Raw genomic sequence first — 23,743 nt, 5'->3', positions numbered from 1 at the left:
CGACGAGATGTAAACACGCGAAGTCCTCCTAGTCGGTAATATCTGCATTGTACGCTTTATGCATATGTATGCGCTTGTAATCGATTAAACTGTGATCCTCTCAACGCCAATGCGTKGATTTACACTGTAAACCCATAAAAAATCCCTTCATACTGGCGTTTCTATAGCGAATGAGCGAGACACTATGACCTTTTGGTTGCTTTTTAAACGTTGGATTATCAGCCACTTCGCCCATTTAAACGGGCGTATTCTCGGATTGGTCGTACTCGCCTACGGCGTTATTGGCTGGCTGCTTTTACAATCGGCGGGTGAAACTGAGATGACTCAGTCACTCAGTCGCTACATCTATTATTTAGTGGTCACCGCCTCTACCGTGGGCTATGGCGATTACTCGCCCGCGACCGAGGCAGGACAGTGGATTACCGCCTTTTGGATCATTCCCGGTGGACTCGGTCTGTTTGCGGTGGTGATTGGGCATGTGACCAGTGCCTTAGTGGATTATTGGCGACGTGGATTACAAGGAAAACGGAGTCTTACTGTGAAAAATCATATTTTAGTTTTGGGGTGGAACGGCCAGCGTACCATTCAGTTAATCCGTTTGTTGCAAAGCGGTATTCATGGCGAGCGCCCGATCGTGCTTTGTGTGCGTCCTGAAATGGAAAATCCGCTGCCTGGCGAGGTAGAGTTTGTGCGCGTGACCAGCTTTACCGATGCAGAGGGCATAGCGCGCGCCGGCATCGACAGCGCCTCTAGCATTATTATCGATAACCCAGAAGACGATATTACGCTTTCTGCGGCTCTGTTCTGCGCCCACAAAAACCCTTCCGCTCATTTACTCGCGTATTTTCAAGATGATGCACTCAGCCAAATATTGAAGCAGCACTATCCGCACGCTGAATGTGTGCCGTCTGTGTCGGTGGAAATGCTGGCAAAAGCAGCCGTTGATCCCGGTTCAAGTCAATTACATCACGAGCTATTGAGCACGGCTCAAGGGATGACCCAATACTGTGCCCGCTACCCCACCGATGCAAGAGCAACGGATGTCGGCACCTTGTTTAATCAATTAAAGCATGAGCACGATGCAACCTTAATTGGTCTCGACAAAGGCGATGGGATCACTCTGAACCCTCGCCTACACACCGAAGTGGCACCGGGCGATCGCATCTTTTATATCGCCGCCGAGCGTTTACCACATTGGTCTGCCGCCTAACGGGCGCGTCCAACGCATCTTTGTGTTTTCTTTTCGATACCGCTGCCCCACTTAGGTTGCAGCGGATCGTTTCCATCTCGTCTCAGGGCAACTCCGCGACAGCATGCTCTGCTGGCGACAGACACAAATTATCAGGGTAAGCGTAAAAATGATGCACCGGCCTAGCCCCTCTTCCGACCGTTAGCTGCTGACTATGCGCTAAGGCCTCCGTCAAATACTGCTTAGCCGCTCGCCCGGCCTCGATAGGCGTCATCTCTTGGGCATAAAACGAGGCGATCGCAGCAGACAGTGAACAACCGGTGCCATGAGTGTTGGTGGTTTCAACGCGGCGTGCGCGCAAAGTTTGACAGGTGTCTCGGCTAATCCACATATCGACACTCTCGGGCGTATGGTGTAGATGGCCCCCTTTGAGCATCACGTAAGGACAGCCTAGATGGCGAAGTGCCGGCACCAGCTCATGCATTTGCTCGATAGAGGTAGGAACAGGCTGGCCAGTTAAACGGGCGGCCTCCGGCAAGTTGGGAGTGAGCACGGTTGCGCGTGGGATAAGATCGTCAATCAACGCCGTCATGGCCTGCTCGTCGAGCAAAGGATCGCCGCTGGTCGCGACCATTACGGGATCTAAAATCACCGGTAAGTGTGGCGACCGTGCCAGCACAGCAGCGACTTCACGAATAATCGCTTGATTGGCCAACATACCGATTTTCACCGCACGCACCGGCATGTCGTACAACACCGCATCTAATTGGGCGCGCACAAAATCGGGCTCAACCGCCAAGACGGCCTCGACACCGCAGGTATTTTGCGCGGTTAGCGCGGTGATCACCGAGCACGCATAGCCGCCGGTCGCTGAAATCGCTTTAATGTCAGCTTGAATGCCCGCGCCACCACCGCTGTCTGAGCCGGCAATGGTGAGAATAACAGGTGGAGATAGGTTCATAATGGCCCCTTAATCATCAGGGGCGGAAGGAGACAAAGTACGGCAGTATGCATCACTTTGTGCGCTGATCGTGTCAGTTCCCTCCGCCAGTGCTAACTGGATCAGGTTCTACGGGTCCTGCTTTCGCAGTCTCAGCAATTACTTGCTCCCCGACTAACTGTGTTCAGGATATGCATCCTACGGATAAAGCGCAAGCCTTACGCATACCGTGCCGTCACGCATTTCTCGTTGATTTTCACCCAGTATTGACCTCAACCCAGCACTCTGCTCCCTATTTTGCTGCTGAGGTTAAAGGGATCTTATCACTACCGAGTTTTCACCAGCATTTTGACCCCACGTCAGGCTTGGTGACCGACACCGAGTTTAATCAGCGCCWCGATACCATTATCAGCCACCTCTAACGTATGACTCATCTCTAATCCGATGATGACCACGGCTATCCAGACACGGGCGCACTGATAGCCGTCGCTGGGCACTCACATCCGGTTTGCAGAAGCTGTTCAAACTGTTCGGTTCCCAGCGGTTTGGCATACAAGAAGCCTTGCGCTTGATCGCAGCCAATACGCTGCAAAATCTGTTGCTGACCAACTTCTTCCACGCCTTCGGCCACCACACCGTGGCCGAACCCATGCGCTAGGTCGATCACGCTACCAACAAGATGTTTGTCACTGGCGTTGGATGCAAGGTCTTGAATAAAGCTACGATCAAGCTTCACCCAGTCCACAGGAAGCTGTTTCAAATAGCTCAATGAACTGTAGCCTGTGCCAAAATCATCAAGCGCAATGTGCATCCCCGCATCACGGAGCTGTTGTAACTCTTTAAGCGCCACCGACATATGTCGAATTAACGCCGATTCAGTAACCTCAAGCTGAATGATTTGGGTGGGTACTTCCAGCGCTTGGCAGCGGGCAAGAATGCTATCGGCAAAACCGTGGCGAAGTTGCTGGGAAGAGACATTGATGGCTAAGTGAAACGCCTCAGGCAAGGTGTATTGCTCTCGCCAACGGACCAGCGCGCGCAACGCCATAGAAAAAACGGCATCGCCGAGTTGGATCATATCAGCACTTCGCTCGGCAATGGGAATAAACTCGGCCGGGCTGATCGCTCCCAGTTGCGGATGACGCCAACGCAATAACGCCTCAGCGCCTACCATGGTGCCGGTATTGAGATCCCATTTGGGCTGAAAGACCAAAGACAACCCTCCTTGTTCAAGGGCCGGGCTAAGTCCATTGCGGATCATATGCTCACGTTGCGATTGCGCATCCAACTCTTGGCGATAATGACCCACTTCAGTGTCATCGGTCGGGATAGCCAGAATCGCTTGGCGAAAGAGTTGCTCCACATCATGATGCTCACCTTCCGCTTGGGCTATTCCCACATGGCAGTGCATCGACATCAAACGGCCATCAAGGGTGTGATGACCACTCAATAATCGACAAATCCGCTTAGCAAGTGCGTCAATGGCGGTGATATCTCCTTCCACTACCATCACCAAACGTGTGTTGTCCCACACACCAATACGCCGCCCTCTTGCGACCGAGCTACTGGCTAAGAGCCCCGCTAAGTGTTTATACAGCGCTTCTGTCATTAAGTGGCCTTGATGCTGTGTGACCGCCTCCATCCCATCCAACGCGATCATAAACACGGTCACCATCCCCTTTGCGAGTTGACGTTCAGCCGCATCCACCAGCGCACGTCGATTGGGTAGATTGGTTAGGGGATCGGTTAAAGACAGGGTACGTAATGCCGCGGTTTGCTTATTCACTAACATCTGCAAACGCGCCGCTTGATCTCGCTCTTTCAGGGTTTTGAATTGAAAATGGAGAATATTATGGATGCGCTGGAGCACTTCATGATGATCAAACGGCTTGGTGAGATAATCAATGGCCCCACGGCATAAGGCTTGATTGCGCAGATTGTTGTCACTATCGGCAGTAAGCACCATCACGGGGGGACAGTGCTCGCCGAGCGTATTGTTCAGCAAATCGAGAACATCTAGCCCCGAGCGTTGTGGCATCCGCATATCAAGCAACACTAAATCGGGGATCGGTGAGAGGTAATCGGCCACAAGGCGTGGATCGTTAAGGCCTGTGATGTGTTGATAGCCAGATTGCAGCAACATGGCAGTCAACAAGTCGACATTTTCCGGTCGATCATCAATGATCAGGATCTGCGCTTGGGATTTTTCTCGTGTCATGCCCTGTTCTCCAAAAGTGTTTGCATCGCTCGGCCCAACGCCGCACCCGATACCGGTGACGCCAACGTCACAATGCTATCGCTGTGCGATTGCATAGATTCGGTGTCCGGCACGTTAACCACGATCATGGGCCGTTCACCGAGTCGCGACTGAACCTGATCTGCCGTGTCATCAAGCACCGCATGACTGACCATGAATAGCGAGGGCGGCGTGGTATGCGCCATCGCGGCTGCTAACGATAAATCATGGACACAGGTCAAGGTCAGTAACGGCCAATCTTCGAACCAATCGGCCATTAAGCGTTGCTGTGCAACGTCTGGTTCAATAAAAAGCACTCGATGCGGCTGGGTAAGGGTGAACGGCGTGGGTGAAGACGCTATCTCGGTCAACGACTGTCCACGATAAGGAAAGGTGACGGCAAAACAACTCCCTTTTCCGACTTCGCTGCTCACGGTGATCTCACCTTGCATTTGCGCAATCAATTGCTGTGTGACCGCAAGCCCCACGCCTGCCCCTTCAATATGGGTTTGCTCTGCAGCTAAGCGATTAAAAGGCTCAAATAACGCGCTCAGCTTATCCTGTTCAATACCAATGCCTGTGTCCGTCACCGCGATCGTTATCGTTTCGGCTTGCTGACGGGTCGATACCGTGACACGTCCACCCGCATGGTTATATTTAATTGCATTGCTAATGAGGTTGATCAGCACTTGCTTAAAACGGGTCGCATCGACGTAAATATCACCGTTGAGTGTGTCCGGTAGAGTATGGCGCAAACTCACCGTCTGGCGATGGGCAAGAGGCAACAGCGAATCGATAGCCTCGCAAATCATCGGACGCAAAGGTGCCCAGCTCGGGTTGAGGGAAATTTTTCCCGCCTCGATTTTGGCAAGATCCAGCACATCATTAATCAGGGCGAGTAAATGACGGCCACTTTGGTGTATTTGTGCCACGTATTGTTGCTGAGTGGCCTCTAACGCTGGCGAGGTCGCATTCATTAATAATTGTGCATAGCCAAGCACACAGTTAAGCGGTGTGCGTAATTCATGACTCATTGCAGAAAGAAAGTCACTTTTCGCTTGGTTCGCTCGCTCCGCGTCTTTCATGGCATTAAGAAGTGGGGTGGCATCGTACGCGACGGTAACAATGGCATATGGCTCACCTTCGAGGTGATGGATGAGGGTTTTCGCCAGTTTAAAGGTGCGGCCATCGTTCAGAGTGACATCGGTATGCACCGGCTCGCCATTCATGGTCAGTTGATGATCCAGCGCGTTGAGTGTCTCTCGTCCTCCTTTGGGCAATAACTGGGCAAAGGCATCAGCTAACGCCTCCACATTATCGACCCCAACGGCCTGCACACACGCATGATTGGCCATGGTATATCGCCCGCCTAACTCGCGGACAAACACTGGATTGGCAATCGCATTGATGATGGTTTTTAGCTGGTTGCGCTCGTGTTTTACGCTCGCTTGCGCCTGCGTGAGCGCGCTGAGATCAGACATGATGCCGATAAACTCACGTCGATTGTCTATCTGTACTTCACTGACCGCAAGGTGTACAGGGACGAGGTGCCCATCGACATGACGGGCCTTAACTCGCCGACCAGTTCCAATCACTTTTGCTTCGCCACCGGTAAGGTATTGCATCAGATAATGCTGATGCTTACCTTCATGCTCTGGCGGCATCAAGCATTCCACATTGTTGCCCACCAGTTGCTGATGGTCATAGCCCAGCAATGTGTGGGTGTAGGGATTGGCATCGATAATCACACCTGATTCATCAATCACCAAAATGGCAGCGGCTGCACTCGCCACGAGTGCTTGGTAGTGGGCATCCGTGCCTGTCACTACGCACTGTTTGTCGGTACAGCTTTTCTTAATGGTTTGATTATCCATAACAAATCCTGATCATCGGCCAAAAAAAACGCCCCAGAACGGGGCGTTTATCGAATGTTTGGTCACGACTGTCGATAGTTTTTCACCAAGGCATCGACCTTATTCAAGAACTGCGTTTTAAGGTTTTCGTGCTCATAATCCAGGTGATATGTATTGTGAAACCCCACCCGTAACTGTACGCCATTTCCGGCTAAATAAATGGTGTAGCCGTCATAATCTGAGAAGGCTTCAATGCCATCTAGGCGATGTCCTTGTTCGGTTTTTTCTCCAAACTGAGTCACTATCTCGTAGGCGCGAAGTAGATATGCAGGATCTAGTTCGTTTTTCACGCTTCCCTCCTGACCGTTTATCGGAATGGCGCATCACTTCCCCGGCGCAAGGTGTGAGACGGCAAAGGCGACGCGATGACCGGATGCGATGGAACAGTGGTTGCTGGTCCCTGTTCGCGTGAATGCATCGGCTTTTCTATGATATTGGGCAGCGTCGCGAGTGTATCAAGGGTCAGATCGGGACGCGCTTTCTCTATCTCTGTTCCGTAATTATAGCCGTAAGTCACGCAAACAACAGGGGATCCGACCGACCGTGCGGCCTGAACGTCATTCACTGCATCCCCAACAACCAATAGCTCCGTGGGCGCAACGCGTAAAATCGCCGCGGCTTCATAGATGGCATCGGGGCCAGATTGCAAGGCAGCAATCGCATCAGCGCCTACAATCCGCGTGAAAAAGTGACTCACGCCGAGTGCTTTTAACAAACTATTGGCGTGAACGGTTTGCATGTGCGTGGTACAGATCATGGGCAGCTGTCTGCGTGCCAGTCCTTTCAAGCACTCAAGGACGCCCGGATAGAGTCGTGTTTTTGGCGGTTTCTTGCCTAGATAAGAGGACAGGAAAAGTGTGCGCGCCTGATTCAAGACCGCATCTGACACGCGGCCATTGATCTGGCGTGTTAACACCCGGTGGATCAACAAATCTGCGCCATCACCGATCCAGTCTTTGATCGTATTCGGATCTTCAGGTGGTAGATCGAGCCCTTTTAACATGCCCGATATCGCGTCAACAAGGTCGTCAAATGGGTCCGCCAAGGTCCCATCTAGATCGAAACATACCGCAGAGACATTCTCCAACTTTTTCATGGAACTCCCCCACAATCAATGTGTTATTACTCGGCAGGAACAGAGGTGTTGTCGAGAGTGTGTCATCCATCGACTCACTAGAAGTTAGCAGAGAAGGTCGTGATCCCCTATCGAAAGATCAGGCATAATGTATCGAATCTGAGCGAGAAGAATGAATAATCAACCACCCTTTTCAAAAGTTCGTTTCCTAATCAAGCCACTAACCAATGAGTGATTCACATCACATTTTTGCGTTGTTGCGTCCAGTGATACCGACCTGATGACTGTATAAAAAATACGTCATATTTTTGACGACGCCGATCACCGTCAGAACCCAGTGTTCAAACAAGCGTTCACGGAAATGACACAAAATCCCATCAAAACTGTCATCGAGGCACCTTACCCTTATCGCCTCATTGCTGGAACACGCCGAATGTGTCGTGGGATTATTGCCATGGCCCATGCGCTTGATTTGCGTGTCGTCACAGAAGGGGTCGAAACACGGCAATAACTTGCTTGGCTACGTGATCATCAATGCGATTACTTGCAAGGCTATGTGTTATCACGCCCGCTTGAGAGTCACGCCATCGACAAACAAGTGATGCCAGCATCATACCAGCGTATGATGCTTGTGCATGGTTGATGCTGCAGCAAGCGGAGCGGGTTGGGCGTCTAGAGAGACATTGTTGATACCAAGCTGGGTAGAGGCGTGATGTAACCCATACCACTCTTCGCGAAGCACACCGAAACGTAACGCATCATAGTACTCACCTTGAAAGAAGCGCACCGAACGCAACCGGCCTTCTTCTTTCATGCCTAACGCCTTCGCGCAGCGCATCATGCCCGGATTCCCTGACCAAGTAGTCAATCCAATTCGGTTGAGTGTTTGGCAGCGAAATAACTCATCCACCCACAAGGCCAACGCACGGCGGCCGATTCCCCTCCCCCAATCGGCGGGGTCAAAAATAGTGATCCCCACTTCAAGCCAGCGTGTGCGTTTGTCTTCCCAGTAGAAGGTCACATAGCCCACAGGACGTTCATCCACACAAATGACTTTGGCACTGTCTCCAACAATGAAACGTCGGAACAGGCCAAACCGAAAGGACCAAAATGAGACAGGTTCGAGGGGAATATAAGGCGCGTCAAACTGCTTCCACGCGCGAGAGTGGTAAATCTGACGCCAGAAATAGGCCGCTTCACGACGAAAGGCGGGTCGAATCGTTACCCGCGGCGTCTCCATTTCCTTCACTTCCATGTTCGTAACGATTTCTCCTTGGGTTCACTACCAAATAATCGGTGATGAGGCCGATGACTTCACGCGGCCTTGCGCAGGCGTCACCCATAAAGGCATCCAATCTAATTCAATTAACCACCACATCGCTCACCTCCTATCAACACCCTAGGTTGATACTACGCTCATTTATCAAGTGTAGACGGTTGTCAGCGTGTTGGATGGGTAGATCGTTGCGATAATCCAACGCCGATAAGCACCAAACTGCCACCAATGAGGTGATAGTGCGTTAATACTTCATCAAGCCATATCATGGCAATGCCTGCGGTGAGTACGGGTAATAAATTCATGTACATCGCAGTACGGCTAGCGCCATTGAGCGCGATCGCATTTAGCCACAATGCCGGCGCTAATACCGACGCGCCGACGGCCGCAAAGCCCACCAAGGGATACGCGTCGGGCACAATATCAGCACTGGGCGCGGCATAAAGCACAGGTAAGAGCATCAATACCGCAAACAATGCTTGTACATACACAGAAACCCAATTAGACACCGACATCGGCCAGCGTTTGAGTAATACACAATACAAGGCATAAGCAGATGCGCAAATCAACATGAGTCCATCACCGGCAGTGACACCGCTTTCAAGCAGCGTCATGGGCTGACCTTGAGTGAGCATATACCCAAGTCCAGAAAAGGACAATATCGCGCCAGCGATGGCGATACGTGTTAGCGGTTGGTGCAGAAACCACACGCTAAATAGCAAACTGAGCATTGGGACCAACGACATAATTAACGCCATATTAGTGGCGGTAGTCGTTTGTGCAGCAAAATAGGCGACCGATTGGTTGATCACCATACCCAGAGACGCCAACACCGCAAGACGAGGGGCTAATTTAAACACCGCACGCCGCTGTCGCCATAAAGTCGGCAGACAAAAGGGAGTAAGCACTAAAATCGCAAAGAACCATCGATAGAAAGCCATGGCTCCAGGAGCAATCACCACCACCGCCATCTTGTTGACGATGGTATTCATCGCCCAAATGGACACTGCCGCAAAGGGCAAGAAAACAGGCATAGATCTCCCAAACAGCAAAAATCAATTAAGCAAAAGCAGGCAGTTTACACTGTAAACTCACCAATGAAACGCCTAATTTGCTGGACATTGAGGGCGAGAGGGGGGATTCAGGCAAAGAAAAAGCGGGCAAAGAGCCCGCTGGCGAGAGAAGTGCCAAAGGATGTCGACGAGGACATCAAATAGGACAAAGGTATCTATCGAGATTGAGTATATCGTTCCTACTTTAGCAATTGTCAGCGCTTGGTTAACTTACTGCTAATCCTTATTGACATGAAAAACGGTAAGGTCAACGCCCTGAGGCAATCTCATCAAGCACGCTTAATACTTGCCCATCTAAATGGCCTTCATACACGCGCTGACAGACTTTACGACGTACGGCTAAGCCAGAGATCAATCGCTCGATGGAAAGATGACGCTCTTGCTGCTGTTGGTTATAAAACTCAATGGTACGGCTTAGCGTCTCGTACGGCACCACATTCTCACCCACCATCAGCCAATCCAGCTTCTCTAAATAGCCTTGGCACTCTTCCGTGATCACAGACGCTGGATGTCCCGTCATTGCTGATAACGCCGTGATACTGCGTTGGAGGGCTTCCTCCGAGGTATATTTCGACAACACGATCGTGAGCTCATCCGCGTTCACTTCAACCAAGTGCTTGCGTAACTTCACACGCCGCCCTAATCGACCGCTGGACTTTTCTTTGCGCTGAATGGGTTCAAACTCCCCATCGATGATCCCGGAAAGCTGATCAAGGTCTTGTTTGGGTAAAATCTCATTGCGCAGTGGGTTCGGCATGGTTGGTGCTAGCGATCGTTTGCCTTCATTATACATCTTGGCCCGTGAGTAGCGGATCACTTCATCCACATTGCACTTAATATCCATCCGATAGTCAGGATACTTTTTATCATCCTCGCGAGTGAGGGTCAGGTGATACCCCCACAGATTGACTGCAAACACATCATCCGTCACCTTTCCATCAGCCAGTTTTTTAAGCTCTCGAATGAGATCGCTCGAAAAACGGCGCCATTCGATGTTTCTCGCCATTTTCTGGTTTAGTTCGCTCAGTAACAAGGAATCTTCTAAACGACGCGACAGACGGCTTCTGAAGAGCGAATACAGCTGGAAGACCAAGGTATGCTGACGCAAGATCTCGGGGGGGAACAAGAAGAAATAGTCTCTTGTCATCAACTCTTCGAAAAACGACGGTTCCCACACCAAAATATACAGGTTCGGTTTGATTTTTACTTCACCATCCTCCCCTTCTTTTGGGGCTTCTTCTGACGCTGTGATGGTGCGGGCCAGGAAGCGGAAACGGTCACTTTTAAATCCTTCCGGCATGTTTTCGCTCAACCAACGTCCCGTCAGCTCGTGCAACTGAAAGTCGGTGAATTCAATCCGATCGATACTTTCACGGATAGCATCTCGCGCTGGACCACTGTCTTTCTTACCACGCAGCTGCAGGATGTCCGTAATATAAATTGGCGTTTTATTGCCAATGGTCTGGGTCTGCAGTTCATAACTGGGCAAATGATGATCATGGTATTGCACTGTCAGTGTAAACAGCGCGAACAGGGTCATCAGATCGTCCACCGTCATGATAGACTTCGCTGAGCGTGTCTCGATGATCGCTTTGGTGCCACTGATCGCCACCATCGACTTTTGGTAACTTTTTTTCGTTCGCGGCGGTGCCAATGCTTGGTCAATGATCCCAGCCCAACTGGTCGGCGATACCAAGATCTGATCTTTCTCATCCGGCATGGTAGGAGGCGTGCCTAGCCCATGCTCACTGAGCAGTTGGCGATTCACTTGATTTTGTGCCAATGCTTTCGAGCGTTTTTGTTTGACCACATCACGGCTTTTCTCTGTCATTAATCCCGCACTACCGAGGGTAGAGATTAAACGGCTAGGATTGACGAAGCGATGAAGCATGGTTTTGCCTGCTAAGCCTTCCTCGAACCGCACCGGTTGTTGGATGAATAACCCTAGGCTGACAGCTGCTCGCAGTCGTTGCTGAATCGCGGCACGGGTGAGTTGGCCTTCAGTGGCATCGACTAATTCTGTGGTTGACACATAGCCATCTTGAGAGGAGAAACCACGGACTGAAATCAGGTTCAGTAATTCAAGAATACTTTTGGTTACCCCTTTAAAATGTTCATATTGAGCAAGCCAGTCCACAAGTTGAGCATGCACTTCAAAAAGATGCCCATCTTTGTGCGATCGTGGGGCTTTAATCAGTATTTTTTCTGGTTTGGTGCTGCTCATGTGCAGTTCGTTCCTTTCCCGATAGCTTGCTCATTAGAGAGCGAGAATAGTCAAATAAGCGAAGACCGTAAATTGACCATACTTCCAGATAAATCCTAATAAAAAAAAATCATAAAAGAAAGATCTTTTTTATTGGCGCTTTTAACTGATCTTTATGATTTAACTGATCTAATTTGATGATCTGATCTATTGATCCATGGAGCGAATTTCCTTTAAGTGTTTGTTTATTAGAGTTTTATTTTTTTACACCCCCGAAAGCATGATCAACGCAAGGTCGGAGGCATGATCAACATATGTCTCCAACGATGATCATGTAATGCCCGTATCAATGATCATCAATGGCGCGAAGCGATGATCATCAATCAATTGAAACAATGATCATGGCTCACACACACTTTATCCACAGGCAAGTATTACCTTGTGTGGTTATCCTAGCCAAAATCTGCTGGATATCGGCTGTTTATGGTATGGAACTATGATCAAGCTAGCGTCATTTTCAGCTTTTCCGGTCAATATTGGTGTGATTGTTACCAGGCGAGGAGGGAAAGGGAGCGCTCGGGCTTAAAATTGAAATGACATTCACAGTAGATTAGCGAAGCCGAGATATGTGTCCGACTTACGGAACAATGATCATGATAGCGATCGTGCTGTTGGATCGTATGCGTAGCGATAACTGTGAGCCTACTGTAGCTGCGGAATGGTGATACGATCCTTTGCGATCCCTTGCTACATCGGACATTCACCGTATTTTAGCCAATTGCTCTCATCGTTCCGGCCTGAATAGGGAAGAGTCCGCTTGTTGCGGTTCACTTGATCATTTTTCCGTATTCACTGGTGTCAGTGAGCGTCCATTTGCTGACAAATTCAACGGATATATTACTTGATCATCGTTCCTTAACAGGGATACCGATAGCGTAAGCATGATCAAGGTTACTACGCTTTACATCGCATCTGCCTTGATCATGTTTTCGGGAAAAATGATCAAAAGCCATGTTAAAGGTTACTAATAGCATCAAGCGAGGTAGAAAGGTGACTCGTGGAGTATCGTCAGACAGACAATTAAGATTGAAATGACACTATCCGTAATTTGTCCATCATGAAATAGGCTTCCGTGAAGTGTTTCCGTTTACATTGTAAATAAGTGACASTGTGACATTTTTAATGTTTGGCGTTTGCCCTACAATTAATCGCAAGATTATGGCGGCAAAACTGCCCTTATATTCGCTGGAATAACAATTGTGAGCAGGATCTTTATTTGATTGCTATCTGTTCAGCTTTTTATTGTATTTACTTCTTAGTGCTGTACAATCGCCAATTATTCCTCATAATGGCGAAAAGAAGATGGATAGGGAAAAGACGATTGAAAACCTTCGCAATATCGCTGCGCAGACGAAACAAGTTCAGTCTGATCGCGTCGAAATTGTGATGGAAGAGCGACATGATCAGTTGTTTCCACCAATGTCAAAAGCGTTGATGGAAACCCGATCTGGCTTAACCCGTCGTAAGCTAGATGAAGCAATTTCTCGTATGGAGCAGCAAGGGCATCAGTTCACCAAGAACAATGCAAACCACTACTCGATTACCTTAGATGAAGCTCATAAAATCATGGACGCGGCCAATGTCCCCTCTTTTCATGAGCGTAAGGGAAAAGCCCATAAGCCTTGGGTGATTAACATCCAGAACCAGAAAGGCGGAACGGGTAAATCAATGAGTGCGGTGCACCTCGCGGCCTGTATGGCATTAAACTTGGAGAAGCGCTATCGCATTTGTTTAATTGACCTTGATCCTCAAGGGTCGTTGCGTCTATTCCTCAATCCACAAATCAGCCTGACGGAACAGGAAGGGATTTATTCGGCGGTCGACGTCATGCTGGATAATACCCCCCAAGCGGCAGATAAAGACTTTATGATGCGTARTGTCTTGCTGCCGACGCAATATCCAAACTTAAAAACCATGGCTGCCTTTCCTGAGGATGCCATGTTCAACGCAGAAGCATGGCAATCATTGGCAAGCAGTCAGTCGCTCGATGTCGTCGAATTACTCAAAGAGAAGGTTATTGATCCTATCAGTGATGAGTTCGACGTGATCATGATTGATACGGGTCCGCACATCGATCCCCTCGTTTGGAATGCGATGTATGCGTCAAATGCGTTGGTGATCCCGTGTGCCGCCAAGCGCTTAGATTGGGCGTCAACGGTGAACTTTTTCCAGCACTTACCTCAAGTGTATGAAATGTTCCCTGAAGATTGGCATGGTCTCGAGTTTGTGCGCTTAATGCCAACCATGTTTGAAGATGACAATAAAAAGCAAATTTCAGTGTTGACTGAAATGAACTACCTTTTGGGTGACCAAGTGATGATGGCGACGATTCCTCGAAGCCGCGCGTTTGAGACCTGTGCAGATACGTATAGCACCGTCTTTGATTTGACCTCGCAAGACTTTGAGGGAGGTAAGAAGACGCTATCAACTGCGCAAGAAGCGGTGCACCGTGTTGGGCTTGAGCTTGAGCGTGTGCTACATAGTCACTGGGCATTGCTCAATCAGGAGTGATAAAGAAGAATGGCGATTAAAACTTCCGATTTGAATGCACGTTTGTTTGCCAAAGCCGACAAGCGTCGCGCCACCACCACGCAAGAAGCGCAAAAAGCGGCTAGCGAAAAAGCGGCGGTGATTGAGCTGGCCGTGGCCGGCGAACATACTGTTGAATTTGAGCTAATTAAAGTACCGGCGGCAGATATCGCCGAGAAAACCACGGTATTTGATAAAAACGCCCGAGAGCAGTCGTTTCTTAATGAGCTCGCGCTATCAGATATTCTCACCACGCTCAAAGACCGCGGTCAGCAATATCCCGCGGTGGGACGTTGGTTAGATGATGGACGCATTGAGGTATTGGACGGTAGCCGCCGTCGCATGTCGTGCTTGATTGCAGAGCAAGACTTCCTCGTTTATGTCGCGAAAGATATCAGTACGCGTCATGCAAAATTTCTCTCCGATGTCGCTAATGCGCATAAACCTTTGTCGTTGTATGAGCGAGGCAAAGAGATGCAAGCCATGTTGGATAGTGGCGAAGTGGCTGATCAAAAGGCGTTGGCAACCGTCTGCCAGTGCAGTGAAGCACTGGTCAGTGGTGCGTTGAAAGCTGCTGCCCTACCCTTGCCACTACTGCAAGCCTATCCGAGTGTCGCCGAACTTGGCCGACCGACCATAGTGAAGTTGCATCGTTTGTTCTTTGGCTTAGACGACAGTCAACAGCAGGCACTATTGGATAAACTGGGAAATACTCCGTTGTGGCAACAAGTGGATGCGCAGGGCGTGACGCGTATTACCCGAGAAGTGACCTTGCACATCGAGCAATTTAAGGATGAGTTAGTTGCGCCAAAAGCGAAGCAAAAAGAGCAATCAACGACCTTAGTGGAAGGCCGTGCGGCGTATCGACGCAAAGGCAGTAGTTTAAGCATCAACCTTAAAAAGATCGATGATCAGCAAGCTGAGCGTATTCTCGCATTAATTAAAGAGCAGCTTGATAACGTGTAAGCCTCGACCTCGCGATTGAATATCGGCACGCATTGCGTGCCGTTTTTTTTGCTTTCAGTTATGATCAGCCTATTGTTTGCTACTCGATTAGGCGCTTCATGTCTGCCACGTCTCTTTTGTCCCAGTTTCTCTCTCAACTCATTGAAACAGCCCAAGCCCGCTCGCATCGTCAACTGGTGGTCTCTGAGCGGTCGGTGACTGACATCCTCGTAGCGTTAGGAGAAGCGCCAGTGCGTCGCGTAGCAAGCCAAGATGCGCCGGATGTCATCAGCTGGCGGCAAGCCAAACAATGGTTGGGGCAAGAGTGTGGCCATCTGTTAGTGGACGTTGATGGGGCATTTAATAGCGAGGCCTTCTGTGCGATCAGTGGTTGTTGTCGAGCCGGCTCTCTGATCATTTTGCAGGTGGCGGCCGATGTGGCGACCTTACCGTTATCAGTCAGAAGAATGCTTCGGCTTTTGCAAAATACGGACAGTGTGGCTTGGATTTCACATCAAGGTTGGCGGGCACCCACCCTTCCGCCTTTATCCGACGTATCTCATCTCGTTTCACAACAGGATGTAATTAACGGATTAAAAAAGGTAGTGACTGGGCATCGCCGTCGACCTTTATTGCTGACCGCGGATCGTGGGCGTGGCAAATCCGCAGCAATGGGAATAGCGGCAGCGCAGTTAGCCTTACAAGCGCCGCGACAAATTGTGGTGACGTCGCCAACTCCCGCCAATGTCACTACCTTGTTTGCCCATGCCAAACGTCAGCTGGGCATCATGGAGGTGAATGGGCTCGATGTTGGTGTTGAAGGTAGTCGTATTCGCTTTGTCGCGCCAGATGCGTTGCTGCGAGAATGCCCCGACGCCGATCTTCTTCTCGTTGATGAGGCGGCAGCCATTCCACTACCGATGCTTAGTCAGATCCTTCGTCAGTATAGCCGTGTCGCCATTGCCAGTACCGAGCATGGTTATGAAGGAACGGGTCGTGCCTTTACGCTTAGATTACGCGCGCTCCTCGAAGAAGAACAGCCACAGTGGCGCTCTCTCACCCTAACCGAACCCATGCGTTGGGCCGAAGGCGATCCGGTAGAGACCTGTCTGAATCAGCTTTTCCTACTCAATGTAGCTCACGATGTGATACCACCAAAGGTGGAGCCGTGTGCGGATAGCGCTGTGCAGTTTAAAACGCTCAGCGCTGAACATTTATTCCATCATGAACAAGAGTTGGTCACGCTATTTTCTTTATTGATGACGGCCCATTATCAAACATCGCCCAATGATTTAGCCTTGTTGCTTGATGATGATAGTTTGCATATCGTCGTTGCCAAGCAAGGTAAACACACGATTGGCGTTGTGGTGGTGGCGGAAGAGGGAGGCTTTTCAACTCCGTTAAGTGAGGCAGTGATTGCTGGCACTCGCCGTATTCGCGGGCACTTACTGGCACAATCATTGGCGACTCACCTTGGATACGCAACGGTGTTAGAGAACAAGCTATGGCGTATTCAGCGCATTGCGGTCGCTCCTGAATGGCGTCGGCACGGTGTAGCAAGTGGACTACTGACGCATCTTCAACAGCAAGCCGCGAAAGAAAATATAGCCTGTATAGGCACCAGTTTTGGGGCGACAAAGGCCCTTATTCACTTTTGGCAGAAGCAGGGTTTTGAACCGGTCAAACTTGGCATCAAGCGCGACCAGGCTAGCGGATGTTACTCATTGCAGTTAATTAGGCCGGTAGAGACGATGACATGGATGAAAGAAGCCGTGACGCTTTTTCAGCAAAGCTTGCCCCTTTTATTGATGAGCGCACACCAGAATTTGGAGCCCGATATTGCGGCGACACTGGTCGCATTCATGCCCGCTCGTCCGCTAACCAACGCGGAGACTCGTCAAGTGCAGGGGTATGCGGCCGGCGGTGTTGGCACTGAAGCGGCGATTGGGAGTTTGCAAGCCTGGACTCGGTGGACATTTCAGTCAACGTCGCCTGTCGAGTGGGATTGGCGCGAGGCGCTATTAACCAGTAAAGTCCTACAAGGCCTTTGTTGGCAAACTGTCTGTGCTCGGTTTAATCTGTCAGGTAAGAAGGCGGCAGAGAAAGCCCTGCGTGATTACGTGGCTTTTCGATTGGATAATTAGCCTCTATTTACAGTGTAAATTTGACGTCCTATCGCTGCCCCTATTTACACTGTAAATTATTGCCAAAACGCAATGCCTACGCTCAGCTTTAACGGTGACGAAGATATAATCGTGTTAGATAGCACGCATTCTAACCGGAATGCGTGATATGCAATAAGATGTACGCTTCTCACTGCATCCTCACACTTTTTTATGATAAACGCTTACTACCTCACGATTTTAGACGTGACCTCACTTCCATGTGTGCCAAAACCCCTATAATTTATTATTAATGAGACAATTGCGCGTGGTTGCGTTCAATGTCAGCTAATTTATAAGAAACTACCCAAAATATTTCGCCTCGATAAAGGTTTAAACTCATGACGAGGACTGTTTCGCGTTGACGATATGGTTTTCAAAAGGACCGAATAGGCAGGGACCAAGATGCTAGACGAAATCCTACGTATATCGCAGGATGGACAACGAGTATATCTATCAATCGGCGGACATCATCAAGGCGATGAGCTGGTTGATAAACATCAGATTAAAGACTGGTTGGTTGCCAACAAGGTCGGTAGTTTCTTTTGCTTTGATGATACGATTCAATCTGCGCTCGCTAAGCTGAATGACAGTGCCGAACATGATGAGTCCGAAGAAATCATCATTGCCGAAAGCCGTGATGCAACAGTCGAAGCACGTATTGCTGACGATAAAATGACAGCCTACTTAGTCGTGAATGGTGCCTGTGGTGGCAGTGGTCTTAAAGCAAATGATATTCTCTCGACCTTGCGTGAAGCCAACATTGTGCGTGGCATCAAAAAGCCAACCTTACAAAAACTCCTCTCTGCTTCTGGGCGCTTAAAACCAGGCGAATATTTGGATGTACCGGTTGCGTTTGGTCGCCAGCCAGTGCCGGGTGAAGACGCCCATATCGTTTATTTAATCGAAGATCCCGCCGATCGTGTTCGCCGACCGAGAGAGCGTGATGACGGGCGAGTCGATATGCGTGATCTCGGTGAGATGGTGATGGTGAAAAATGGTCAGCCACTCGCCAAGCTGGTGCCTGAAACTGCCGGTTACGAAGGCTTCACTGTGACTGGGTCGGTATTACCGACCACACCAGGTAAACCCATGGCGCTGAATGCACATGATGGCAGTGAATTCAGTAATAAAGACCCTAATATCTTGGTGGCAACCATGGCGGGTATTCCGCGTTTATTGGATGACGGTGTCGCGGTAGATGATGCCTTGAGTTTGGACGCGGTCGATGTGGGGACAGGGCACGTTAATTTTGAAGGGAGTGTGGTGATTAAAGGCGACGTCGAAGTCGGGATGAAAGTGACCGCGACCGGCACAGTTACTGTCGGCGGTGTCGTTGAGTCATGCACCATCACGGCAGGCGGAGACATTATCATACAAAATGGTATTATCGGCCGCCAAGTAGCCTCTGACTCCGAGATCAATTGTACCTTGGTGGCGGAAGGCAACATCGTTGCTAAGTTTGCGCAGTATGCCACCTTGTGTGCTAACAACAACCTCGAGCTCACGTTGCATGCGATGCACTGTCAAACCCATGTGGGTAAATCACTGATGATTGCCGATGCCACGAAACGGAAAGGGACACTGGCGGGGGGTAAACACGAAGTAGGTGAAAAAGTGGAGGCGGTGATCATCGGTGCGAGTGCAGGGGCTCACACATATATTCATTGCTTCTCACGCTTGGCGTTGTTGAAACGTGAAGTGGTCGATCTCAATAAACAATGGGAAGAGAAAAAAGCGCAACTCAACCGCATCAAAGCCGCAGAAGCGAAGCTTGAAGCCTTACCGGCTCAAAAGCGTGATGCAGCGATGGTAGAGCGTATTACCACCACGCGCGATCATCTTTTTGAAGAGATAGACAACATTGAACACGAGATTGAAGTAACGGATGCACAAATTGCCGCGGGCTACCGGGAATCGACGATTGTCGCGACCAAGTCTCTTTTGAGCCGAGTGCATTGCACCATCGGGGAAGAAAAGCATTCGGTCGACTCGGAGCACGGTCCGTCCATTTTGATGTATGAGAATGCAAAAATTCAGCTTAAACCCTATCAAGCGAAAGCTTAATCGCGAGTTTACACTGTAAACTGATTAACTGACTTTCCTTATTTTCCCTTCTTTTAATGCTTGTAACACCGCTTTTTTCGGCCCATCCGCAACCACACTGCCTTGTTCCATCACAATGACACGATCGACCACATCGAGCATACCTGTTTTATGGGTATTCAGAATTAGCGTCTCCTCTCGGCGAAGGTCTTTGAGCTGAGTCTTAATGAACTGTTCAGTACGGTTATCCATCTGACTGGTGGGTTCATCTAAAATGATCACGGGCGGACGTCCTAATAAAGCGCGAGCGAGCGCGACAGCTTGCCTTTGACCTCCTGACAACAAAACGCCACCTTCACCCACTTGGCGCTCCAAACCGGCTGAATCGTATTGGGTGAACGCGAGAACTCCGGCACGGGTCGCTGCATCCATAATATCGATATCATCCGCCAACGGCTGCCCAAGGGTAATATTGTCACGAATCGAACCAAAGAAGAGGGTCGGTTCTTGAGGAACAAAACCGACATTACGACGCACATCAATGTAATGGAGCTGGGAAATGTCGGTATCGTCAAAAGCCACCGATCCTGACGTGGGTTGATATAGCCCTACCAACAAGCGTGCAATGGTCGTTTTCCCTGAGCCTACTCGGCCAATGATTGCGACTTTTTCTCCAGGGTAAATAGTAAACGAGACACGACGCAGTGCTTGAGAGGTGGCATTGGGGTAGTGGAAGTCAATGTTATCTAGCTCGACTTTACCGCGCATCATCGGACGATGAATGTAACGTTTGCCAGCCACTTGCTCCGTGGGCAATTCCATGAGCTGTTCGATGATATCTAAAGCGGATTTGGCTTGGTGATAGCGCGTTGACAGCAACGAAAGCTGAACTAAAGGACCGACCGCGCGAGAGCTGAGCATGCTGGCTGCTATCAGTCCGCCCATGGTCAAGGCGCCTTCCGCGATTTGATAGACACCAAACACTATCATACTGACGACGACAAACTGTTGGACAAAGCTTGCGGAGTTGTGGACGGAATCGGTCAAGCGCCGGGTTTTGATGCTCCAATTCGCCATGTGTGCCACGGCCTCTTCCCAGCGGTATTGAAACTGGCTTTCGGCACCAAAAATCTTAATCGTTTCTAGGCCAACGAGGCTTTCAATCAGGTTGGCATTTTTTTGGGACGATAAACGCGTGCCTTCTTCAATTGTGCGTCGTAGCGGTTTTTGAATCAGCATGGCATGGATAATAAGCAAGGAGACGGCAATCAGGGGCACAATCACCAGAGGACCTGCGACCAGCCAAATGACGAAGAGAAAAATCAACGCAAAGGGGAGGTCGATGAGCGTTGAAATGGAGGCAGAGGTAAAGAATTCGCGGATAGACTCAAATTCTTGCATATGCCTTGCAAACGCGCCTACGGACGGCGGCCGTGCTTCCATCTTAATCCCAATCACTTTGGCGTAGATACGTGAAGAGATCAGCAAGTCAGTTTTCTTACCCGATATATCAATAAAGTAACTGCGCAGGAGTTTGAGCAAGAGGTCAAAAACGAAAATGACGAAAATGCCACTGGCCAGCACCCAGAGGGAATCAAACGCAAGATTTGGGACTATCTTGTCGTAAACCAACCGCGAAAATAGCGGTACACTGATGGCAAATACATTGATAAATAATGAGGCAATCAGGACATCGCGATAGATGTGGCGAGATTGCCAAAGTGTGCCCCAAAACCAATGGCCTTCATCTTTGACTTGCGCTTTGGGAGAGCGCTCATCATATCGAAATTGCTTTTTAAGTAAGAAAAGCCGTCCGACATAGGCGTCATTAAGGTCATCCAGCATGACCCACTGGGGCGTCATATCCGCGTGAGGCAGGACAATTTCTGCTTGGCCAGCTGCTAAATCTAATCCTAGCAAGACGCACGCATCGTTATCTTTCATCAACAAAATGGCAGGGCAAAGTAACGGCGAGACCTCTTTGATGGCCATGGTTTCTTCTTTGGCAACAATACCAGCGCGCTCGGCGGCGCGCGGAAGGAGAAAGGGCGATAGATAACCATCGGAAATGGGTAGGCCTGACACTAGTGCGTCCGGAGAGTTCGCGTTACCGAAATAACGCGACACATAGATGAGAGATTGTAGCAGCGGATCTTTAACCATTGCTGTCCTTAGATTTCTCAAAGATATAGCCTTGGAAGCCGTTCACGAATAACTCCGAGAGGCGAGCAAGCTGTGCTTCGGTTTCGACCCGTGTTGCGATGGTGGTGATATTGAGGTTGTGGGCCGTACGACACACCGACGCCAACACATGTCCCTGAGCATCGTCATCGATATTATTGGTATAGGCAAAATCGATTTTCACGTAATCAGGTTTGAAGCGTTGCAAGTAATCAAGTGACTGGAAGTTGCGTCCGTAGTTATCCACCCCAAATTGGAAACCCGCTTGGCGAATTTGATCCGCGAGCAGACTGGTGTGGTCGGCATGGCGTACAAACGCCACTTCCGGGATTTCAAACAATAGACGGCCGGCAAGTCCTCTGTTTTGGTACATCGCACTTCCTAACCAACGGATAAAGGATGCATTAGTGATACTGCTTAGGGTTAAGTTAACCGCTAATGGACCGGCACTCTTGTCTTGAGAGAGTGTTTTCATAATGTGGGTGATCACATATTTATCTAAGGTCTCACCTAGTTGAAGTTGCTCTACTGCCCCCAAGAAGTGGCCGGCGCCATAATACTCACCGTCTTTTTCAATCGCCGAGAAGACCTCTTGGTGGAGCAGTTTTGAGGTGCTGTCACTGACAGACTGAAACTTAAATACAAAGAGCTCTTTCGCCACCGCTTCATGAAGGAGTGCTTTCCATTGCTGTTTACCCATCGCCGCATCGCCCATCGACTGGTCAATTAGCACCACAGGGTGATCGGGAGTATTCCGAGCCTGAGAAAGCGCATTATCGGCTTGCGAGAGCAAAATACTGGCATCACGGTTCCCGCCGCCATTCACGGCTAAACCAACGGCCACTTTCGGTGGTGTGAGCCCCATGGGATCGGCTTGCATATCGACTACCATTGCCAGCACACTTTCACCGAGTAGTCGCAGATCATCAGCGTCGGTATTGGGAGCTAAGATTACAAACTCGTCCTTGCTCAAACGGGCCGCTGTCATGCTGTCATCGGTAATAATGGTGTGGGTGAGATTATTGGCAAAACGTTCCACCAAGTTATCACCCGCTTCGAACCCTTGTTTTTTGTACGCTTCACTGATCAGATCAACCTTAATCAGTGCCATCCCGCCAACGCCCGATTCGGTGAGCCAAGATTTAAGTTGGCCGACGTAAAAGCTGCGGTTGCCGAGCCCAGAAACGGGATCGCGATAAGCGGTTTTGCGTAATCGGTCGGCTTCTTTGGCTTGTTGCTCAAAATAGCTTTTCAGCTGTTCGGTCATGACATTGATGGCCCTGACCACGGTTTTTAATTCAATGGTCGGGGGAAGCGGAATAGGGTCGCCAAATCGGTTTTTAGCAATCTCGCCTGCTTTTGCGGTGATACGGGCTAAGGGCTTGAGAGAGCGGCGCAATTGCCAGCCGATCACGACCGATGCGATCAGAAAAATGACCGCCATACTCGACCCCAATTGTACAAACGACTTCCACAATTGTTTGTAGGCATAGCCGGGATGGGCCACGACCTCTACTTCTGCCAATTGCATCCAGCCACTGGTAATGGTTTGCTTTTCCGTGATCACTGGGAAAATATCGAGGTTGATAAACCATTGCGGAACACCTTGGATTTTAACTGGATATTCGCGCACGATTTCACTGTTATCGGACAGCAGGGTGAGGTTGACTTCACGGTAAAAGCCACCGTCAAAAAACGCATTGATCACAGACTCGGCCGCCACCTTATCGTCTGATTCCAAGTAAGGGGCGAGGGCCAAGCCCATCGAGTTCACGGTATTGTTCACATCTGCGGTTTGCTGGTTGAGCAAAAAGTTGCGCGTGGTGTTGAGCTCGATACCGAACACCGACAACACCAAGAAGAAGAAAATGACCAGCATCCAGGTGAATATTTGGTTGAATAACGTCATAGGTCG

At 49.7% G+C, this 23,743-nt stretch carries 17 protein-coding genes and 1 riboswitch; of the genes, 7 read left to right on the top strand and 10 right to left on the bottom strand.

The genetic code is table 11. From position 1 onward, the window contains the following. Window positions 1–184 precede the first annotated feature (184 nt). Window positions 185–1,210 (top strand): potassium channel family protein, encoded by a 1,026-nt coding sequence (locus tag BZJ18_RS00185; protein WP_077454859.1) that lies wholly within the window; start codon window positions 185–187, stop codon window positions 1,208–1,210. Window positions 1,211–1,292: 82 nt separating this feature from the next. Here the strand turns inward: BZJ18_RS00185 and thiD are convergent, their stop codons facing one another. Beyond that, window positions 1,293–2,150 carry a bifunctional hydroxymethylpyrimidine kinase/phosphomethylpyrimidine kinase gene (gene thiD / locus BZJ18_RS00180; RefSeq protein ID WP_077454858.1) on the bottom strand — a complete coding sequence of 286 codons (858 nt, stop codon included), beginning with the start codon at window positions 2,148–2,150 and terminating at the stop codon, window positions 1,293–1,295. A gap of 61 nt (window positions 2,151–2,211) precedes the next feature. After that, window positions 2,212–2,312: riboswitch (TPP riboswitch) on the bottom strand. Between the two features lie 8 nt (window positions 2,313–2,320). On the opposite strand from thiD, the gene BZJ18_RS00175 reads away from it, so the two are divergent. Further along, a complete protein-coding gene (locus BZJ18_RS00175) occupies window positions 2,321–2,551 on the top strand; it encodes a hypothetical protein (protein ID WP_077454857.1) in 231 nt (76 codons plus the stop codon). Between the two features lie 35 nt (window positions 2,552–2,586). On the opposite strand, the gene BZJ18_RS00170 is transcribed toward BZJ18_RS00175, so the two are convergent. The 4 genes from BZJ18_RS00170 to BZJ18_RS00155 form a co-directional block, all read right to left on the bottom strand. Then, on the bottom strand, window positions 2,587–4,347 hold the full coding sequence (locus BZJ18_RS00170; RefSeq protein ID WP_077454856.1) for a putative bifunctional diguanylate cyclase/phosphodiesterase: 1,761 nt from the start codon (window positions 4,345–4,347) through the stop codon (window positions 2,587–2,589). Beyond that, on the bottom strand, window positions 4,344–6,239 hold the full coding sequence (locus tag BZJ18_RS00165; RefSeq protein ID WP_077454855.1) for a PAS domain-containing sensor histidine kinase: 1,896 nt from the start codon (window positions 6,237–6,239) through the stop codon (window positions 4,344–4,346). Before BZJ18_RS00165 ends, BZJ18_RS00170 begins: the two co-directional genes overlap by 4 nt. A gap of 62 nt (window positions 6,240–6,301) precedes the next feature. Then, entirely contained in the window at window positions 6,302–6,568 is a 267-nt protein-coding gene (locus tag BZJ18_RS00160; RefSeq protein WP_069586758.1) for a DUF3081 domain-containing protein, read from the bottom strand. A 17-nt stretch (window positions 6,569–6,585) separates the two neighbouring features. Continuing rightward, window positions 6,586–7,374, bottom strand: coding sequence for an HAD family hydrolase (locus tag BZJ18_RS00155; protein ID WP_077454854.1), 789 nt, complete (start codon window positions 7,372–7,374; stop codon window positions 6,586–6,588). Window positions 7,375–7,714: 340 nt separating this feature from the next. Between BZJ18_RS00155 and BZJ18_RS17185 the strand changes: the two genes are divergently transcribed. Beyond that, complete coding sequence (locus tag BZJ18_RS17185) at window positions 7,715–7,864, top strand: EAL domain-containing protein (protein ID WP_131825251.1); 150 nt, start codon at window positions 7,715–7,717, stop codon at window positions 7,862–7,864. 99 nt (window positions 7,865–7,963) lie between these two features. Here the strand turns inward: BZJ18_RS17185 and BZJ18_RS00150 are convergent, their stop codons facing one another. From BZJ18_RS00150 to BZJ18_RS00140, 3 genes are all read right to left on the bottom strand, one after another. Further along, on the bottom strand, window positions 7,964–8,608 hold the full coding sequence (locus BZJ18_RS00150; protein ID WP_241824886.1) for a GNAT family N-acetyltransferase: 645 nt from the start codon (window positions 8,606–8,608) through the stop codon (window positions 7,964–7,966). Between the two features lie 185 nt (window positions 8,609–8,793). Beyond that, entirely contained in the window at window positions 8,794–9,663 is an 870-nt protein-coding gene (locus BZJ18_RS00145; RefSeq protein WP_069586762.1) for a DMT family transporter, read from the bottom strand. A gap of 286 nt (window positions 9,664–9,949) precedes the next feature. After that, complete coding sequence (locus BZJ18_RS00140) at window positions 9,950–11,926, bottom strand: replication initiator protein RctB domain-containing protein (protein WP_077454853.1); 1,977 nt, start codon at window positions 11,924–11,926, stop codon at window positions 9,950–9,952. A 1,341-nt stretch (window positions 11,927–13,267) separates the two neighbouring features. On the opposite strand from BZJ18_RS00140, the gene BZJ18_RS00135 reads away from it, so the two are divergent. From BZJ18_RS00135 to BZJ18_RS00120, 4 genes are all read left to right on the top strand, one after another. Then, the gene (locus tag BZJ18_RS00135; RefSeq protein ID WP_077454852.1) at window positions 13,268–14,476 is read left to right on the top strand and encodes a ParA family protein; all 1,209 of its coding nucleotides are present in this window, start codon (window positions 13,268–13,270) and stop codon (window positions 14,474–14,476) included. A gap of 9 nt (window positions 14,477–14,485) precedes the next feature. Next, window positions 14,486–15,460 (top strand): ParB/RepB/Spo0J family partition protein, encoded by a 975-nt coding sequence (locus tag BZJ18_RS00130; RefSeq protein WP_077454851.1) that lies wholly within the window; start codon window positions 14,486–14,488, stop codon window positions 15,458–15,460. A 98-nt stretch (window positions 15,461–15,558) separates the two neighbouring features. Beyond that, window positions 15,559–17,583 (top strand): GNAT family N-acetyltransferase, encoded by a 2,025-nt coding sequence (locus tag BZJ18_RS00125; RefSeq protein WP_077454850.1) that lies wholly within the window; start codon window positions 15,559–15,561, stop codon window positions 17,581–17,583. A gap of 423 nt (window positions 17,584–18,006) precedes the next feature. Next, complete coding sequence (locus BZJ18_RS00120; protein WP_077454849.1) at window positions 18,007–19,668, top strand: DUF342 domain-containing protein; 1,662 nt, start codon at window positions 18,007–18,009, stop codon at window positions 19,666–19,668. Between the two features lie 24 nt (window positions 19,669–19,692). On the opposite strand, the gene BZJ18_RS00115 is transcribed toward BZJ18_RS00120, so the two are convergent. Together BZJ18_RS00115 and BZJ18_RS00110 are read right to left on the bottom strand one after the other, a co-directional pair. Continuing rightward, window positions 19,693–21,810: a type I secretion system permease/ATPase gene (locus BZJ18_RS00115; protein ID WP_077454848.1), complete on the bottom strand. Its 2,118-nt coding sequence runs from the start codon at window positions 21,808–21,810 to the stop codon at window positions 19,693–19,695. After that, window positions 21,803–23,737: a bifunctional diguanylate cyclase/phosphodiesterase gene (locus BZJ18_RS00110; protein ID WP_077454847.1), complete on the bottom strand. Its 1,935-nt coding sequence runs from the start codon at window positions 23,735–23,737 to the stop codon at window positions 21,803–21,805. Before BZJ18_RS00110 ends, BZJ18_RS00115 begins: the two co-directional genes overlap by 8 nt. Window positions 23,738–23,743 lie beyond the last annotated feature (6 nt).

The sequence above is a fragment of the Salinivibrio sp. IB872 genome, assembly GCF_001995345.1.
Classification (GTDB): domain Bacteria; phylum Pseudomonadota; class Gammaproteobacteria; order Enterobacterales; family Vibrionaceae; genus Salinivibrio; species Salinivibrio proteolyticus.
The sequence above is the reverse complement of the archived record's forward strand: the minus strand, read 5'-3'. Positions and strand labels throughout refer to the sequence as shown.

What these genes read in the sequence shown, in the direction of transcription:
- BZJ18_RS00115 (WP_077454848.1), bottom strand. Translation starts at nt 21,810, where the DNA reads ATGGTTAAAGATCCGCTGCTACAATCTCTCATCTATGTGTCGCGTTAT.
- thiD (WP_077454858.1), bottom strand. Translation starts at nt 2,150, where the DNA reads ATGAACCTATCTCCACCTGTTATTCTCACCATTGCCGGCTCAGACAGC.
- BZJ18_RS00185 (WP_077454859.1), top strand. Translation starts at nt 185, where the DNA reads ATGACCTTTTGGTTGCTTTTTAAACGTTGGATTATCAGCCACTTCGCC.
- BZJ18_RS17185 (WP_131825251.1), top strand. Translation starts at nt 7,715, where the DNA reads ATGACACAAAATCCCATCAAAACTGTCATCGAGGCACCTTACCCTTAT.
- BZJ18_RS00110 (WP_077454847.1), bottom strand. Translation starts at nt 23,737, where the DNA reads ATGACGTTATTCAACCAAATATTCACCTGGATGCTGGTCATTTTCTTC.
- BZJ18_RS00155 (WP_077454854.1), bottom strand. Translation starts at nt 7,374, where the DNA reads ATGAAAAAGTTGGAGAATGTCTCTGCGGTATGTTTCGATCTAGATGGG.
- BZJ18_RS00145 (WP_069586762.1), bottom strand. Translation starts at nt 9,663, where the DNA reads ATGCCTGTTTTCTTGCCCTTTGCGGCAGTGTCCATTTGGGCGATGAAT.
- BZJ18_RS00140 (WP_077454853.1), bottom strand. Translation starts at nt 11,926, where the DNA reads ATGAGCAGCACCAAACCAGAAAAAATACTGATTAAAGCCCCACGATCG.
- BZJ18_RS00120 (WP_077454849.1), top strand. Translation starts at nt 18,007, where the DNA reads ATGCTAGACGAAATCCTACGTATATCGCAGGATGGACAACGAGTATAT.
- BZJ18_RS00165 (WP_077454855.1), bottom strand. Translation starts at nt 6,239, where the DNA reads ATGGATAATCAAACCATTAAGAAAAGCTGTACCGACAAACAGTGCGTA.
- BZJ18_RS00130 (WP_077454851.1), top strand. Translation starts at nt 14,486, where the DNA reads ATGGCGATTAAAACTTCCGATTTGAATGCACGTTTGTTTGCCAAAGCC.
- BZJ18_RS00150 (WP_241824886.1), bottom strand. Translation starts at nt 8,608, where the DNA reads ATGGAAGTGAAGGAAATGGAGACGCCGCGGGTAACGATTCGACCCGCC.
- BZJ18_RS00125 (WP_077454850.1), top strand. Translation starts at nt 15,559, where the DNA reads ATGTCTGCCACGTCTCTTTTGTCCCAGTTTCTCTCTCAACTCATTGAA.
- BZJ18_RS00170 (WP_077454856.1), bottom strand. Translation starts at nt 4,347, where the DNA reads ATGACACGAGAAAAATCCCAAGCGCAGATCCTGATCATTGATGATCGA.